This is a genomic window from Acinetobacter sp. YH12046 (assembly GCF_013419905.1).
Lineage (GTDB): Bacteria > Pseudomonadota > Gammaproteobacteria > Pseudomonadales > Moraxellaceae > Acinetobacter.
The window spans coordinates 39,908-58,110 of the sequence record NZ_VOZF01000018.1; the positions used below are offsets into that span (position 1 = coordinate 39,908).

Consider the following 18,203-nt stretch of genomic DNA (forward strand, 5'->3'; position numbering starts at 1 on the left):
TTTGATTCGCAGCACTATAAAGCGCGAACTTGCGGTGGCTTGATCAGCGACTCTGCTGGAATACCTAACCCTTCATGAAGTTTCCAAATCATTTTTAGCGTGAGTGATCGCTTATGGTTTAGGATTTCATAAACACGATTGCTTTTACCTATCATGGGTTCAAGATCTTTAACGGTTAAGCCTTTGCGCTCCATCTCAAACTTTATTGCCTCAACAGGGTCTGGCAAATCCATTGGAAAATGCTTTGCTTCGTAGGCCTCGACTAACGTAACCAAAATGTCCAGCTTTTCGCCTTCGACGGTATCAGGCTCCGCCATCATTAGGTTTTCGATGTCGTTTAATGCCGCGCGGTAGTCGGCATCTGTTTTAATAGGTCTGATGTCCATTATATTTACCTCTTGTTACTACCTTTTGGCTTCAAATCGTTTGTACATCAATTTTATCGTATTGCGCATGGCTGCCGATAAACCGTATGTAAACCACTTTGTACGCATAATTGATCCAAGCAACTAACCGGTATTTATTACCGGCAATGTTAAACACGACACGCCCATCTTTGAGGATGCTGGCATTTCTAAAGTCCTGTTTCACATCCGCCGGTGCTCCCCAATCAGCGTTTAATGCATGCCTATACCAAGCTAACGTTGGCTCTTTAGCGTCAATGTATTCTGAGCTGTCTTCCCAAAATGTTTTTAAGGTTGATAGTGCGATAATTCTCATAAATAGATATTAGTCCCAATTTGGGACTTTTGCAAGTTTGGTATTCTTGATGCGGTTAGGAGTTGTTACCGCATCCCCAATTGCCCCATTCCTTGGGGCGGTTCACATCCCTCTTATTCACCCTCTTAAGCTCGGCATATCAAGTGTTGCCCCATTGTCCCAACTGCCACGGTAAGTGATCAAATGGGGGGCTTGCTATTTTCGCCTGATGGGCCTTTTCGACATGCGGCTGCGTTTGCCATCGAAGAAGGCCAATACTCTGAACCAATAGAGTGATTCTTCATACCCCAAGCTGTGCGTTGGACGTGCAGGCGGGATGAGCCCCAGTTTGCGTCCTAAACTGACAATCACGTAGAAGCGAACGGAAAATACCTATACGAGCCTGAAACTGTGGCTGAAGTTGAGCATATTCTAGGTGCTGTTGTTGTTCTATTAAGACAGCCGATTTATTCACTCGGTTTAGGCTGTGTGATTAATGTGTTTAGAACAGCCCAAGCTTTAAATATTGGGCTTGAAATTGGGGCAGAGAAGGATAACTTGTATCTCAAACCTGATCTGACAGTTACCCATTTTTTATTGTTTCTATCAGGTTAAATTTTCTAGATGTGTATGAAGGCTAATTGCAGAAATTTGATTGATATTGGTACACAAACTGAGTCTTTGTTGCTGTCGAAGTTGGTGCATTATATTGGGTTAAACCTTTTAAAGCACTGAAGCTTAAAGCAGCACGATCAACTACTTTTCTTGTGAAATTCGCATTGGGATCTGAATATTTAAACGAAATTTCTGCTAAAACAGGTTTTAGACTACCGTAAGGCAATAGGGTATACCATAAACTTAACTCTAAATCTGCATCGAATTCACCTAAATCAATCGTTGCACCACTATATTTTCGTTCATAGATAGTTAGACCACCAACTTGATTCAGGGCTAGACTATTATTAAAATTATAGTCATTTTTGAAGCCAGTAAATAGAATATTGATATCCTCAAAATCGTTAATGGTTCGCGAGGTTGGTACGGTTGTTGACTTGCTTGCAACTACAAGGAAACTCAAGTTATCTTTACGAGTAATGTCATCTTCTAGCTTAGTTTTTGCGCCTGATACATTGCTAGTCAAATCTTTGAAGTCAGCAATATAATGGTCATATCCACGATACTTTAAAGTTACTTCTTTTGTACCATTTTCATTACGCTCTCTGAAGCTGTATCCCATATTTTTTAAAGTACAGCTTCCTTGAGTATCGTAAAAGCGGATTTCTCTTTGTGTATCAAAGATCATAGCACCAGTTACGTCACGACTGATTTTATTTTCAATCGCATTTTTCACCGCTGAAAAATAGCTATTTATGCTGCTTGCTTCATTTCCATAATTAAAATTTATGGGATCTAATAGTACTTTGTATTCGCGAGATGTGGCTTTGGGAGATGCATAGCTCAGCGATGGTAGCACTGTAATTGCCAAGAAAGTTATCAAAGCCGATTGAGTTATTCTCATTTTTCTCTCTAGACAAAAGTTGAATTTAAAAAGCCCAAAAGTTTTAGCTTTTGGGCTTCATTCATTGTTATGGGTTGAAAAGATTTAACTTATCGGCAATATATAAGGTAGGTGTATCGACACGCATGCCCACATTATCCAAATACTTTTGCTCTAAACCATTGGTTGTCCAAAGACCCATGTCATCATCATTCACAATGCCAAGAGTTTGTCGGTTAATCAACCATAGACCTTCCATTTTGTCATGCGCATAACTTACACGTTTACCCATATCCAATACCAATGTTTTACTTACTGGCTGAATATTTAGTGCTTGTAATGCTTCCCATTTTTTATCGTTATTGATGAAATATTGCTCGAGGGTTTTACCTGCAATCGTTAAACCAAGTTTAGGATCTTGCACTAGATCGCCCTGAGTTGCGATATCCTCCAAATTGGTAGCATCCTTCAGATCAATACGATAAACATGTTTCATGATATTCGGATCGTCTTTAAGGAATTTGCCATCACGTTCCAGTACTAAAAACTCATGATCATTAATCGCAATAATAGCTGAGTTTGAGTTAGCATCAATTTCTTGACGATAGAGATACTGAGCAACTTTTCCTGTTTCAAGATTGATCGTCACAATACGTGTTAAGGTTGATTTATTAACAGCTTTAGTCGGTAAGTCCATTGTCGATTGCATAATCCCAACCAATGTTTTTTGGTCAGGTGTAATAGTTAAACCTTCCATACCACGGTTGGCACGACGATAACTAAATTCTTGCGGTAAAGTGAAGGTATTGCGCACATCATTTACAAAAGGATTAATACGACCAATTTCTTTTCCATTGGCATCATAGTGCACAATGTGAGGACCATATTCATCACTCACCCAGAATGTACCATCATTCAATGCTGCCAAACCTTCAGAATCGAGACCGTAATCATCAAGTTTGATAGGGTTCGTTATTGGGTCATAAGGCTTTGATGGATCTTTAGCGATGACCTTGCCATGAATATCGTAAGGTGTTTCGCCTGTACCACCTAGTGCAGCAGTATTCGGTAATCCACTAATATTATTTCCATCACGATCTTTTAATAAAATCGTTTTGATGAGTTTGATTGAGCCATCATCTTGTACCTCAAACAACCCAATTTTAGGTATATAGTCTGGCATTGGAAAAATCTTACCAGCACCATTCACGCCATCATTATAGTCAGCATTTGGGCCACGATCTGTGATTGCGTAAAATTGTTTATTGTTCGTAGGATGGGCAGCAACATCAGAGCCAAAGCCACCCTGTCGAAGTGTAAATGCACTCGCAATAGTTGTTCCATTCGCCTTAAAGCTTGTTAAGTTTTGGTAAGGCAATGCAACCCCTTGGGCAAATAAGTTTGGACCACACTGGATGGAGCTTTGCTGGATTTCATTCGCATCCAACTCACCATTTTGATTTTTATCCAAACCACTTTCAATACGTGTTCCAGCACTCCAGCAATCATCATTTCCAAGTACTAAAGGCGTCTGTTGAATCAAACTATTCAATCCATTTTGACCATTGTCCCCATCATCAGTACATGCGGTTAATAAAATTGTCGAAGCTAATAAAGCTAAGGTTAGTGGTTTTTTTTTCATTTTTTTGAAGCATCATGTTTAAAAAGCTTCATCATAAGAAGCAAAAATGACAATTACATGAATGAAATATGATCAATGTAAAATTTTAGCAAATTAAAAATATCAGTAGTTTGTGGGGGTTATATCTAGGTTTTCTTCATTATTTATCAAATGTGGTTTGAGGTAAAATTAAAATAAAACTTTAAACTGCCACAGTATTCTAGATATAAGCAGCCTTATTATGAAGCTGTCTCATAGGGCAGGGTTATACCAATGCTAAGTTTGAAGTGATTGAATCATCCTACTTACTAACGACACAATGTGACGTGTCGAAATTTATGTTTATTGAAAATTCCCCCAAATAATTTAAATTACTGTAATATTTTCCAATAGTTAAAACATTGCTAGTAGCATCATCAACTTAAATGTACTGTGTTGCAGGTAATAGAATTAAGACATCAGAAATAGCTTCAGCACCATGACTAAACCACAGGCAATGGTGATGACAGTGGTTCAACAGATTATCAAAAGTTACTTCCAACTGTCGCTTTAGGCTGGGATATATTACCTGAGCTTTATACTTATGCTAGCTATGGCAAAGGCTTCGAAACACCAACCTTTACCGAGATGGCCTATCTTACAGTAGGGACTTCAGGCATTAACTTTAATTTAAAACCTGCGACCAGTGATACCGTAGAACTTGGCTTAAAATCGCAGAATACCTTAGGGTTATTTACTTTTGCTGTATTTCATACTGAAACTAAAAATGACATTGTGCCTGACGATGCCAATGGCGGGCGAAGCACATTTCGTAATGCAGAAAAAACCTTACGTGAAGGCTTAGAGTTATCGTGGCAAAAACAGCTCTGGCAAGCACTCAATATTCGAACCAGTTATAGTTATTTAGATGCGACTTTTGATGCTGATATTCCAGCGACCACAACCAAACCGCTGATACAAAAAGGAACATATATTCCAGGTATTGCCAAGAATCAAGCTTTTGTAGGCTTGGCATGGCAACCTGAGCAGGGATTTCAGGCAGGCTTAGAAGCACGTTATATGGACAAGATTTATGTCGATGATATCAACTCTGATACTGCACCAAGTTATACGGTCGTTGCGGCAAATGTTGGCTATTTGTGGGTCAATAAAGACTGGAAAGTAAATACTTATGCACGACTAGATAATTTATTAGATCGAAACTATGTGGGTTCCGTGATTGTCAATGATAGTAATAATCGTTTCTTTGAGCCCGCAGATAGACGAAATTTTAATGTTGGACTATCGATAAAAAAATATTCTAACATAGGCTTTGTTGCATAAATACATAACCAACTGATTTTGTTCATTAATTTTTAGGTTGAAATTCATACAAACCTATTTAAATCAGAAGCTTACAAAATCTTTATGCAACAAAGCCGTGGAACAGCCACAAATAAACTCAGTAATAAATTTTTAAACATATTAATCCCCCGTTAAGTAACGGATTATAACAGCCGTAACTATCTAATCACATGCAAAAAGTAGCCGTTTCGCCTTTTCCTGTCCTCACATGATGCAAGCGGACCATACATCTTAATCAGATAGAAATCGAGTCGAGGTAAATCAATCCATCACAAATGGAGCAGAAATTATGCTTGATCACACTCTTGGTTAATGCTGAAAAGTCTTTGAGTTTTAATTAATAAATAAGTGTATCCATGTCTACCCTCAACTTTACTTATTTTCAGATAGCAACCAATCGAGAGCACTCATTTTTACAATACCATTATAATTCGCTTCAGTCCCTATCGTGTCTAAGGTAAGCAAATACTTGGGATACGAATCAGAAATTTTCTGTAATGGACGTAACTCTCGGCTGAGTGTCTCCTCATTGAGCGTTTCTAATGCCACCTGATAATAAGTTAAATTCTGTAAAGTATCGACAGCAACAAAATCAATTTCATATTCATCAACCCGCCCTACATAGACCGTATAACCTCGTCTGACAAGCTCAAGATAAATCACATTTTCTAAGATATGACCTTGATCAGCATTAGCATCAGGCAACATAATCCGGCGCAATCCGACATCAACTAAATAGTATTTTTCAGAGGATTGTAATAACTCACGCCCGCGTACTTTAAATTGTGCGGCACTATAAAATAACAAACTGTCCTGTAAGCCCTGAATATAGCGTTTTACTGTTTCAAATGAAATTTTAACCCCACTTGAAACAAAGGTATTTTTAATTTTATTGATGGAAATAGGTGAGCCTGTCACGCTTGCCAAATATCTTGCGACACGCTCGAGAGAGTTAATATCGGCAGTATTCAAACGGGGAATAACATCTTTAAACATTACACTGGCATAGACTGCTTGCAAGTAATCATAAGTTTCCTGCTGGCTAGTCATGGCAAGCGTATAAGGGAAACTACTGCGCGTATACATGGCATACAAATCACGATTTGATAATTGTTGGATGATCGGATTATTTTCAATATGCCACTGTTTAAATTCTTGGAATGACAGAGGTAGAACATGTTGCTCGATATAGCGTCCTGTAAGTAAAGTCGCAAGTTCTCCACTTAGAAAGAATGCATTTGAGCCTGTAATATATAAATCGATATAATCCCGAACATATAAAGAGTCGACTACTTTCTCAAAATTTGTAACATGTTGTATTTCATCTAAGAAAACATAGTTTTTTTTACTTTTATCAACTTTGGACAATACATAATCATGTAGTTTACGGTAATCGGTGAGTTCTTCAAATTCCATAAATTCGAAGTTGATGGCAATGATGTTTTCGGCTTGTACACCCTGTGCTTTTAGGATTTGTTGAAACATTGCCAATAAGGTGGATTTTCCAGAGCGACGCACACCTGAAAGTACTTTAATGACATCACGGTCTTGCCATGTATTCAGAAATTTTAAGTAGCCATCACGTCGAATATTAGCGCTTCTCATTATTTACACTTGGAATCTAAAGTTTTAATAAATTATATCAAATTTTAGAACGTATATGTAAATATATTTAATTTTAAAAAAAGTTTAAGGTTAAGTGAAACATTCAAAGCTGCTGTTGAAGTATACGGATAGTAAATGTAATAAAAATCCAGATTCTATCTTTTTTGACTCTGTACACGACAAAAAACCTAAATATGCCTAATATCGTATCTGGGTCTACTCCTTAGATGAGCAATGGTGATGCCTTGTTTTCGGATTTGTTGAGACTGTAAATAAAACTATGTAAACGCTTAAACTCCCCCAACGTTGTTGGGGTCAAACAAAAGGTGTTTACCATGAAAGATGAAGCAATGTTGGCACTCGCTAAAGAGTTAGCCAAGAACCTAAAAACCGAACTCGATCTCAATAATTTTAGTCGGGCTTTAAAGAAATTGACTGTTGAAACTGCCCTTAATGCGGAACTCACCGACCATTTAGGTTACGAAAAGAATAGTCCACGAACAGGTAAAAATGCTCGCAATGGTTACACAACGAAGCGTCTACTGACTGATGATGGTGAGTTTGAACTAGATACCCCTAGAGATCGTGAGGGTAAATTTGAGCCACAGCTTATCAAGAAAAATCAGACCCGTATCACAAAGCCAATTTCTGCTTTTGAGTGAGGTAAAGCAATTTGAACCGTTAACATATTAGTAGAAATAGGATCTAATGGTGCAGAGCAGGATAAGGCAATAAATGCAGGTTTATTCGGTGGTGGTGAGCGATCATTCTTTGGTTTACCATCAAATAAGCGAATCCATTTGGATACAAGATTTGCATTCAATCCATGTTGCAAAGCGACCGAAGCAATTGAAACGTCAGGTGCTTTACAAGCCTGAACGATCTGCTGTTTAAATTCAGCACTGTATGTTCTTCGTTTTTTCGCTAGAGATGCGATGGATGTCTGATTATTTGTCGTCATAAATTTAAGTCCCCACTTGTTTTTAAGTGGGGACTAAATTAAGGCTTATAGGATGAATTCATAAGGTGTGTTCAGCGGACGCTTACGAAAAAACAGCCAAGTGCTCATATGGTACAGTTATATCAAGAACAATGGTCAGATTGGCTATCAACGACACATGTGGCAAGTGAAGGTGTCCTGCAGAATGAAAGTTAAGTGTCTATTGAGGGGTACAATCTAATGGGAGAAATTGAAAAATAAAATACCATTGAATATTTGGTCATTATTTGTTAATTTCTGCGCAAAATTTAACATGCAATAAATTTATGTTCAAAAAAAATATAGTATTAAAAAGTATTTTGCTTACTTTGGGTGGTTTTGTTGTTACTCCTTTTGCATTTGCAGAAACATTTGATCCAGCGATAGATGGTTTGATTCGAAACCAGCAGCGCCAAGCAGAACTAGAAAAAATTATACAACCAGAACGTGATGTTAATTTAGATGTCATCCAAAAAAAAGAAGCTGTACAACTTACCGACCTTGAAGATCAGAATTGTTTTGAAATCAAGACAGTTGAACTTGATGGCGAAATGAGTAAGCATTTTGATCAATATGTGCAACAAGCGTTAAAAGATTTAAGTTTTACTCCAGGTTTATGCATGGGTGAGCAGCGAATTAATCTGTTGATGACGCAAACGCAGAACATCATCATTGGCCGAGGCTTTACTACGACACGAATATTGGCTGCACCTCAAAACTTAAGTACAGGCGTATTAAAACTCACCGTCATTCCGGGATTAGTTCGAGAAATCAAACTCGATTTAAGTGATGAGGAAAATACCCGAGCAGGCCGAATTCAATATGCCAAAAATATCTTTCCAATGAAGAGTGGCGATATTCTCAATTTACGTGACTTAGAGCAAGGCTTAGAAAACTTAAAAAGACTGCCTACAGCGGAAGCTGATATTCAAATTATTCCTGCAGATGCGCCCAATCAAAGTGATGTTATCGTCAAATGGAAACAGCGAAAAATTCCAATTCGCGTGACCTTAAGTGCTGATGATGCCGGTAGTCGTCAAACCGGTAAATACCAAGGTAACATCACCGTTTCAGTCGATAACCCTTTATTTAGAAGTGACTTATTTTACGTCACCATGGGCCGTAACTTAGCAGATCAGCAAGAGATTACGGATCAAAATGGAACCACTGTGAAGAGCGGAACCCATAACTATGCCCTTCATTATTCAGTCCCTTATAAAAACTGGCTGATCAGCGCCAATGCGAGTCGATACAATTATGACCAAGCTGTTGCAGGCACCAATAATGTCTATAACTATAATGGAGAAAGTCAGACTCAAGACTTAGGCTTGACCCGATTGCTTTATCGGGATGCCAAGCGTAAAACCTCAGCGACCTTGAAAGGCTGGCATCGAGAATCTAAAAGCTATATTGATGATGCCGAACTGACCATACAGCGCAGAGATGTTGCGGGTTGGCAGTTAAACCTTGATCATCGTGAATATATTCAATTTGCAGTGCTGGATTTGAGTCTAGGGTATAAGCGAGGCACAGGTGCATTCGATTCATTACCAGCAGTTGAGGAAGCGCTGAACGAAGGTACATCACGGATGAAGATCTGGACGCTAGATGCCAATCTGAATGTTCCGTTCCAATTTGAGAACCAGCAATATAGCTACTCAAGTGCCTTTAGAGCGCAATACAATGACACCCCGCTGACCATCCAAGACCGGCTTTCCATTGGTGGAAGGTATACAGTACGCGGTTTTGATGGTGACCTAACCCTAGCAGCAGACCGTGGCTTCTACTGGCGCAATGATTTAGCCATGTCTATTTTTCCCGCACATCAATTCTATATGGCCTTGGATGCTGGGCATGTTGATGGTCAATCTGCCCAATGGCTTTTAGGTAAAACCCTTGTGGGTGGTGCGATGGGGCTACGTGGTCAATTTAAGGTGGGTGGCACTTTTTACTACGATATATTTATCGGTAAACCAATCAAGAAGCCTGAATATTTCCAAAATTATGATTTGAATTATGGTTTTAGTGCCAGTTATTCATTCTGATCTAAAGAAAAGTACAAACTAAAAAATGAGCTCGTAGTATTAAAGCGAAAAAATCTCCCAAATAAAGACACATTGGTAATTGAAAAATGAATAAGAACTGCTATAAAACGATTTTTAGTCAAACCCGTGGTGAAATGATTGCTGTTGCAGAAAATGTCGCAGCTGCAGGACAAGCCTCAACACAGAATAATAAAGCGGTTGATCTTGAAACACCAGTCGTTGCTTCTGAAAAAAGTTTAGCTTTAAAAGTTCTTTCATTTTCATTGATGCTGATTACAGGCACTGCCCTGATCAATGCATCTATTGGTGTATCGCACAGCAATGTTGTTGCAGACTCGAATGCGGCAGGCAATCAGCGTCCAACGATATTGAACAGTGCCAATGGCACAACGCAGGTGAATATTCAAACCCCAAGCAAAGCTGGGGTATCGGTGAATCACTACCAGCAATTTGATGTGAATCAGAACGGTGTCATTTTAAATAACAGCCGCCAAAATACTCAAACGCAGCTTGGGGGTTATATCCAAGCCAATCCGTGGCTTGCAGGCGGTGAAGCCAAAGTCATTGTTAATCAGGTGAACGGCAGCAATCCAAGTCACTTAAATGGCTATGTAGAGGTCGGTGGACGTAAAGCAGATGTGATCATTGCCAACCAAGCTGGGATTAATGTCGATGGTGGCGGTTTTATCAATGCAGGTGGGGTGACTTTAAGTACCGCCAATCCGAATATTCAAAATGGACAAGTGACAGGTTATCAAGTCCGTGACGGGGTGATTAACATCACAGGTCAGGGCTTGGATGCCAGTAAAGCCGACTATACCCAGTTACTCAGCCGTGCTGCACAGATCAATGCGGGGATTTGGGCTAAAGAATTGACGGTGGTTGCTGGACAAAATGATATTGAAGTTAATCCGCAGGCTGGTGCGATACAGGCGGCTTCGGGGTTGGCAGGCACTGTGCCACAGTTTGCCATTGATACCAGTCACTTAGGCGGAATGTATGCGGGCAAAATCAGTTTAATCAGTACCGAACAAGGGGTTGGGATTAACAATGCAGGGCAAGTGTTTGCTTCAGCCGGGCATATTAAAATCAGTGCCAATGGCGAGCTGCAAAATAGCGGTGCAGTAGTTGCAGAAAATAAAGTCGATAGCACCCCAGCGAGTTTAAATCTTCAAGCAAAAGATTTAAACAATAATGGCAAGATATTAAGTCTAGGCGATCAACGCATTCAGGCTGAAAACGTCAACAATACCGGCCTCATTAATAGCCAAGGTTTAACTCGTATTGATGCCAGTCAAGGCATCCAAAACGTGGGTACAGGTCAAATCTATGGTGACCATATTGCCCTGCAAGCCGCGCATCTTCTCAATGCAGAACAGCAAACCAATGGCGATGTCAAAGCAGGCACGATTGCGGCACGTCAACGCTTAGATATTGCAGGCGGAAAAATTGAAAACCGAGAACAAGCCTTAATTGCCAGCGAAGGTGCGCTGACTGTTGGTGGACAACTCAATGCAAACCATATGGCAGAAGGCTCTGCCGCATTATTAGACAATGCCAGTGCACGTATTCAATCCGTGGGTGATATGTACTTAGGCGTGGATATTTTGACCAACCGAAATTTGCATTTCAGTTCAAGTGTCAAAGAAATACCAGAAACCCGCAAAGATGTGACCGCTTATCAAGGTGCTGGAAGCGCTGAAATTCTTGATTCATCGCATATTACAGGTCGTGGCAGTTATGACAGCATTTATCTGGATGGTCAAAAATATGAAGACTATACCCGATATATCTACAACCAGTACGAAACCCAACACTATGTGGATTCCAGTGCACCAGCGGAGATTATTTCAGGTGGCACACTGACGCTAAAAGGCCAAAGCCTGACCAATGACAAGAGCCAAATTCTAGCGACGAAAGGCATTAATATTGAACAAAATGAAGTGAATAATATTGATGCTGAGGGTGAGCATCGTGTGATTAAAACGGGGACATCACAGTATCACTATGTAGGTTGGAATACATTAGGTACAAGTAAACGAAGTAAGTGGAACAGTGTTAAACCCTATAATCCAGCTGATATCGTAACGCCAATAAAACTTGATGTGGTGAAATATGATGGTGCTCACCAAGGCACATTAAATGGTGATACCTCAGAACTCAGCTTACCGCTGCAATCCTTATACAGCGTTAATAAAGAAAATAATAACCGCCCTTTGATTGAAAGCAGCGATGCCTTTACCAATTATAAAAATTGGTTAGGCAGTGATTACATGCTGCAAATGTTCGCGACCAACCCACAAAATATGCAAAAACGTTTAGGGGATGGTTATTACGAGCAAAAACTGGTCAATGACCAAATTGCACAACTGACGGGTCAAGTTTATTTAGATGGTTATACGAACTTCGAGGATCAATTCAAAGCCTTGATGGATTCTGGGGTAAGTGCTGCCAAAGATCTTAATTTAAGTGTTGGAGTGAAGCTCTCAGAAGCACAGATTGCTCGATTGACCAGTGATATGGTGTGGCTGGTGACAGAAACCATTACCGTTGATGGCGAAAAAATCCAAGTCTTGGTACCGAAAGTGTATGTTGCGGTACAGTCGGGGGACTTAAACAACAAAGGTGCCTTGATTGCAGGCGAGACGGTCAATTTAAAACTGAGTGGGGATTTAAACAACCAAGGCAGTATTGCTGGACGCCAATTGGTGAGTCTTGAAGCCAATAACATTAATAACGTGGGTGGCTTAATACAAGGTCGAGATGTCTTTGCGACAGCACACACCGATATCAATAATATTGGTGGGACAATGACCGCCAATCAAATCCTTGCCCTTGATGCGGGCCGAGACATTAACAACATCACCACGACGATTAAAACTGAAAATAAGCACGGTTTAAGTGAATTTAGCGCTGAAAACATTGGCCGTGTTGCTGGGCTGTATGTACAAGATGCGGATGGTCAGCTGGTTGCCAATGCCAAGAATAATATCAATCTGACTGCATCAGATCTACAAAGCCAAGGTAGCATTGCGATCCAAGCGGGACAAGACCTGAATCTTTCTACGGTGAATGTCAGTCGCAGTGATTTAAGCTCAGCAGGTGACAAGGATCAGATTCTGAATGCTTCGAGTCGAGATGTAGGGACGCAGATTCAGGCGAAAGGAAATATTTCCCTGCAAAGTGGTGCCAATACTCAGATTAAAGCCAGCACCTTGAACAGTACGTCGGGCAATGTAGTGATTGATGCTGGACAAAATGTCTTGATCGAAAATGGACGAGATGAACGCAGTTCTCAGCTTGCAGCCCAAGAAAAAGGTGGCTTCTCTACAACAGATAAAAAAATCCAATCTTCGACCAGTCAATCGATTGCAACCGACATCCAATCGGGTGGCAATATCCTGATCAATAGCCAAACAGGAGATATTCAAGCCACGCACCTGCAAGCTGGTGCGAAAGACAGCATTCAAATTACGGCAAACCAAGGCAATGTAAAACTTTTGTCAGATATTGATACTGATATAAAGAGCACGGAAACAGCCAAGAAAAATACAATTCAATTTAAAAACCGTCAATCAGGATATATCGACGAAGATGTTGCACAAACACAGCTCAAAGCTGGCAAAAATGTTGATATCAATGCCGGTAAAAATATCGAGCTGCAAGCCAATGATATACAAGCTCAAGACAATATTTATATTGGCAATAAACAATTCGAACGCCAAGCGGATGGCAGTTTAAAATCCAAAGATGGTAATGCCCTGCCCGAAAATGTCAGTCTGACGACATTAGAAACCAATGATCAGCAATGGGATGAAACCCAAAAAGGTTATCGTGGCATTGCCAAAGACTTAATGAAAGTGACTGCTGTTGGCTTAGCGGGTATTGAGGCTTTAGCTCCGGGATTAAAAGCACCGAAGATCACGATCGGAGAATCATCGAGCACACGGACTGAGCAAAGAACACAAACAGGGACCGATCTTGGTGCCAATAATGTCTATGTGGGTTCAGCAGGTCAAACGACACTGACCAGTAGCAACATTGATGCACAGAACACGGTCTTAGCGGGCAAAAAAGTCACGCTCGATGCAGCAGAAGAACAACACAAAACTGTTACGTCAAACAGCAAAGAAACGGTACAAGGTCTTGGGGTTAAGCTGAATAAAGACAGCATTCGAGTGGGCGGCTTTGTACTTGAAGACGCAGAGAATACCGTTAAAACTACAGCCACAACGCATAAGTCAGGCAATATCAATACTGAAAATTTAACAATTCAAGGTGCAGAAGGTGTAGATATCCTCGGCCAAAATATCACAGCGACAGGTGATACGATCATTGATCATGGTCGAGGAAATCTTAACATAGGCGGTTATGAAAATAAAACCACCACAGAAGAAAAGACTCATACTGAAACCATCAGTACAGAAGTCGGCATTCGCAATGCCTATTTAGATGCAATCTTAGCGGTAGAAGCTGTTGCAGATGCAACTAAAGCCTTATCTAAAGCTAAAGATGATTATAGCCAAGCACAACGTGACTATGCAGCGGGTCGAATTACCAAAGGAGCCTTAGATGACAGCAAAGCCAATGTCGCAATGGCAACGGCCAATGTGGCAAGTGCACAGATTGCTGTAGGGGCAGCAGCCGCATCTGCGGCTGCAAGCAGTGCAACCTATGGCTTTACTATTGGTGCCAATGGTGAAAGGATTGAAACTACGACGACCACGAATACAGAACAAAGCCAATGGCAAGGTAGCAACTTAGATTTAAATAACCTTCAGCTTAAATCAGAAGGCCAAGACATCAATATCCAAGGCAGCCGAGTGAATGCAACAGGCACCACGACCTTTGATGGCAGCAAAGACCTCAATGTGACTGCAGGCGTCGAGCATAGTAAACAGGACAGCAATAGTAAAACCAATAGCCAAAGTGTGAGCTATACCTATGGCGGTGGCGGCAGTGCTTCAATAGGCAAGCAAACCAGCCAATCACAAAACGAAAGCCTCACCCACGTAAATAGTGAAGTTGTGCTGAATCGTACTGAAGGTGCAATAGACAAACTGAATATTCAGGGCGGTGAGGTTTCTATCGCTGACCGAGGTAATCTACAAGTAAATCAGATCCATGTAGAAAGCTTGCAGGATACAGAGACTAGCAGTAATAGCAGCAAAGGCGGAAATATTGGCTTAGGTTTTGGTTCTAACGGTAAAGCCAGCAATATCAGCGCTGGCTATAACCAAAGTAAGGGCAGCATTGACAGTGCATGGGTAAATGACACTAGTAAGCTGCTGATTGGCAATGCGCAGAACGATGCTGATCTAGATGCGATGGGTGTTAAAAATATTACCAGTATTGGTGGTGTGATTGCCAATGCGACGAAGAATGAAGACGGCACATTAACGGATCACGGTAAGCTGAACTATTCAGGCGAACTTGCGCTGAAAGACATAGAAGATCATAACTACAACAGTAGCAGTGGTTTTAATGTATCAACGACGATAGGCAAAACCACGAACAACAAAGATGGAGAAAAATCCAAATATCCAAACGGTTCAACCACCATTGGCCTTAACAGCAGTGGACAAGAAACAGAACAATTGACTAAGGCAACGATGGGTCAAGGGACTGTTGCAAATGCCTCAGACAGCACCAATCGGGACATTAATAATACGCAAGAAATTACTCGTGACCAAGTGACGGGCATGCTGGATGGTTCTGTGACGGTTGATCAGCGTTTACTGAGTAAGAGTGGACGGGCGGAGATTATTCAAGAGCAGAAGGAATTACCTGAAAATTTCCGTCAAAGTGCTGAAAATATTGTGAAGCAAATGCCTGAGGGAGAATATAAAGAGAAGGCTTTACAAAGTTTAAATAATATACAAGCAAAACTTTATAGTTTACCAGCAGATTTTGAGGGTTTAGAGGAATATGGGCAGCAAGTTGCAGGGGAGCTATTGAAAAATGGTCTTGAAATTAAAGAGGTCGAAAAGATTATAGATACAGATAATTATTGGTATGCAATTCAAAAATTATCTGCTGTCCAAGAACAATTAGATATTTTGAGTCAGAATGGTAGTGGCATTGAACAGATTCTTAATTCTGAGCTCTCTAAAGAGCAACCAATAGTCAACTCAAACTCCTTAATTAGTATATTAGCTGAAAATACAGATAGTTCTCTTGCTGTAAAAGAAACGGATTTACTAGGTTTTAAATTTTTACATGCGGCAGCAGAAATTAGTAAAAATATAGAAAAAATTTCTGTAGATAGTGGTGTTGACATTGAAAAAATACAACTTGCTGCTAGCGTGTTGTTAGGAGGGCCTGTAAAAGCAACAGCAGGATATATAGTTAATCAATTTAGTGGAGAATATATTGATTATGCTACAAATGCGGTATCAGATCATTTAGTAAAATCACTCTACGGACTTTCAGATGGTCTATATGATGATTGGAGTCGGTCTGAAAAAATTAGTGAGTTGAAACAGCTTGGACTAAGCGATGATGATTTTCAACGAAGTCTTAATTATGCGGAATCACTGCAAAATGCAAAGCTAGGTGCTACTTTTATTGTTGGTATAGCTGCTGAGACACTAATTTCAGGGAAAGGAAAAGCTAAAAATAGTGATGAAATATCAGTAAAACCTACTGTTCCTGATTATGTTACTCGTAATGATCATGATTTTTCTGCTACAGAAAATTATAAAGGTAAACCAAAAGCTTACATAAATGACAAAGGTGATTTGGTTGCTGCAAACCCTGAAGGAACAGGATCTGTTCAATCTCATATTAGAGGTGGTAATTCTGAGAATACACCATACATTTCAACAAGTGATCCAGCAATAGCTATTGATTCTAAAAATTATGGTGGTGAGCAAATTAAGATTGATACGAAGCGATTGCAGGAAGATATTGATGCAGGTAAGATTTCTGGTAGTCAGATTGTGACACATACCGAAGTTAGAAAGGAATTACAATCTAAAGTCGATGCAGCTCAGGCGAAATATGATCGTAATCCTAGTAAAAAAAATCGAGATAAATTAAGAGATGCAAATAAAGATTTGAATCATGCTATTAGAGATGGGGAATGCTTAATCAAAGGTTGTGTTCCATCAGAATACATAAAGAAATAGTTTGTAAGGAGTATAGAGTTGGAACAGAAGATTATAGACTTATTAAATGAGATTCCTGATAGTGTCAATTATACAGATATAGCAGAGGACTTAGATGCTGAAGATATTTCAGTTAGCCGTATAGAACAGTTAAGAGAATTATTAACAAATTCGGATGACTATATTGTATTCCAAGCTGCTAAATTGTTGACATTTTGGGGAGATGATTATGGTTTTAATGCTTTAACTGCATTATTTGAAAACAATAAATTAAATGGTTTTATTGATCATAGGCTAAATGGTTATGATGATACATTGCAACATGTTCTTAGAGCATTTATTCGTTATTGGGCTGATAAATCTGACCATGGTCTAGGTACCTTAACAAGAAAAAAATTGTTTCCATATATTGTCAAAATAATAGAGCTTGCTAATACTCAACCTTTTGGAATAGATTCTTTATTTGGTTTAATAATCGATGAGGACTTCAAAGAATATATTCCATTTTTAAAAGAACATTTAATTTCAATCATTGATCATCCAGAAATACATGGTTGGAAAATTCATGATGTTATTGAGTTATTTTTAAAAATTGAACCTGATTTTGTATATAAATTATTGGATGAAAAAGGAAAGACGTTAAAGGATTTTAATTTTTGAAATTAATGTATCGACCAGTATTGGTATTCCACAAAAGGGAACTAAAGAAGCTTCTACAGCTCCAAAAGGTTCAACGACCATTGGTATCAATAGCAGCGGGCAAGAAACAGAACAACTGACCAAGGCAACCTTAGGTCAAGGTACTGTGACGAATGTGAAAGATACGGTAATCCCCCCTAAAAATAATAGGATCTAAAAGTAGAATTTTCTCTTAAGATACGAGCAGGAGATTCTGCATGAAAACATCTAAATTTACTGATAGTCAGATCATGTCCATCTTGAAACAGGCAGAATCTGGCACACCTGTAGCGACCCTTTGCCGTGTACACGGCATGAGTAATGCTACCTTTTATAAATGGCGTGCCAAATATGGTGGTATGGATACATCATTAATGGCTCGACTGAAAGAGCTAGAAGCCGAAAATACCAGACTTAAAAAGATGTATGCGGAAGAGCGATTAAAGGCCGAAATCATCCAGGAAGCGATGGCAAAAAAGTGGTAAAGCCATCTTGCCAGCGTAAGATGGCACAACAGGCAGTTGCCCAGCATGCCATTAGTATTCGTTTGGCTTGTAAAGCATTTGGCATTAGTGAAACCTGCTACCGCTATCAAGCCAAACTCAGCGATGACAATGCACTCATT

General features: G+C 39.7%; 10 protein-coding genes and 4 pseudogenes. 7 read left to right on the forward strand and 7 right to left on the reverse strand.

Going from position 1 to position 18,203, the window contains the following annotated elements; genetic code table 11:
- Positions 1 to 14: 14 nt before the first annotated feature.
- Entirely contained in the window at positions 15 to 386 is a 372-nt protein-coding gene (locus FTU03_RS10915) for a type II toxin-antitoxin system HigA family antitoxin (protein ID WP_000354814.1), read from the reverse strand.
- A 31-nt stretch (positions 387 to 417) separates the two neighbouring features.
- Positions 418 to 720: a type II toxin-antitoxin system HigB family toxin gene (locus tag FTU03_RS10920; protein WP_154320130.1), complete on the reverse strand. Its 303-nt coding sequence runs from the start codon at positions 718 to 720 to the stop codon at positions 418 to 420.
- A 390-nt stretch (positions 721 to 1,110) separates the two neighbouring features.
- On the opposite strand from FTU03_RS10920, the gene FTU03_RS10925 reads away from it, so the two are divergent.
- Positions 1,111 to 1,314 (forward strand): hypothetical protein, encoded by a 204-nt coding sequence (locus FTU03_RS10925; protein ID WP_094069354.1) that lies wholly within the window; start codon positions 1,111 to 1,113, stop codon positions 1,312 to 1,314.
- A 22-nt stretch (positions 1,315 to 1,336) separates the two neighbouring features.
- Here the strand turns inward: FTU03_RS10925 and FTU03_RS10930 are convergent, their stop codons facing one another.
- Together FTU03_RS10930 and FTU03_RS10935 are read right to left on the reverse strand one after the other, a co-directional pair.
- Complete coding sequence (locus FTU03_RS10930) at positions 1,337 to 2,218, reverse strand: hypothetical protein (protein WP_179989051.1); 882 nt, start codon at positions 2,216 to 2,218, stop codon at positions 1,337 to 1,339.
- 67 nt (positions 2,219 to 2,285) lie between these two features.
- Positions 2,286 to 3,839 (reverse strand): esterase-like activity of phytase family protein, encoded by a 1,554-nt coding sequence (locus tag FTU03_RS10935; RefSeq protein ID WP_167846514.1) that lies wholly within the window; start codon positions 3,837 to 3,839, stop codon positions 2,286 to 2,288.
- 474 nt (positions 3,840 to 4,313) lie between these two features.
- Between FTU03_RS10935 and FTU03_RS10940 the strand changes: the two are divergent.
- Positions 4,314 to 5,141, forward strand: a pseudogene (locus FTU03_RS10940) (TonB-dependent receptor domain-containing protein); the annotation flags it as partial.
- 268 nt (positions 5,142 to 5,409) lie between these two features.
- Here FTU03_RS10940 and FTU03_RS16325 read toward each other — a convergent pair.
- Positions 5,410 to 5,496, reverse strand: a pseudogene (locus FTU03_RS16325) (HNH endonuclease); the annotation flags it as partial.
- Positions 5,497 to 5,534: 38 nt separating this feature from the next.
- Entirely contained in the window at positions 5,535 to 6,767 is a 1,233-nt protein-coding gene (locus FTU03_RS10945; protein WP_094069408.1) for an ATP-binding protein, read from the reverse strand.
- Positions 6,768 to 7,102: 335 nt separating this feature from the next.
- Here FTU03_RS10945 and FTU03_RS10950 point away from each other — a divergent pair.
- Positions 7,103 to 7,405, forward strand: a pseudogene (locus tag FTU03_RS10950) (transposase); the annotation flags it as partial.
- On the opposite strand, the gene FTU03_RS10955 reads toward FTU03_RS10950, so the two are convergent.
- Entirely contained in the window at positions 7,390 to 7,728 is a 339-nt protein-coding gene (locus FTU03_RS10955; protein WP_154320127.1) for a transposase, read from the reverse strand. The pseudogene FTU03_RS10950 and the gene FTU03_RS10955 sit on opposite strands and share 16 nt — an antisense overlap.
- A 305-nt stretch (positions 7,729 to 8,033) precedes the next feature.
- Between FTU03_RS10955 and FTU03_RS10960 the strand changes: the two genes are divergently transcribed.
- The 4 genes and pseudogenes from FTU03_RS10960 to FTU03_RS10975 form a co-directional block, all read left to right on the forward strand.
- Positions 8,034 to 9,791: a ShlB/FhaC/HecB family hemolysin secretion/activation protein gene (locus tag FTU03_RS10960; RefSeq protein WP_154320126.1), complete on the forward strand. Its 1,758-nt coding sequence runs from the start codon at positions 8,034 to 8,036 to the stop codon at positions 9,789 to 9,791.
- 86 nt (positions 9,792 to 9,877) lie between these two features.
- A complete protein-coding gene (locus FTU03_RS10965) occupies positions 9,878 to 16,921 on the forward strand; it encodes a hemagglutinin repeat-containing protein (protein WP_179989050.1) in 7,044 nt (2,347 codons plus the stop codon).
- Between the two features lie 18 nt (positions 16,922 to 16,939).
- Positions 16,940 to 17,560, forward strand: a complete 621-nt coding sequence (locus FTU03_RS10970; RefSeq protein WP_154320123.1) for a hypothetical protein — start codon at positions 16,940 to 16,942, stop codon at positions 17,558 to 17,560.
- Between the two features lie 236 nt (positions 17,561 to 17,796).
- Positions 17,797 to 18,203 (forward strand): annotated as a pseudogene (locus tag FTU03_RS10975) (transposase); the annotation flags it as partial.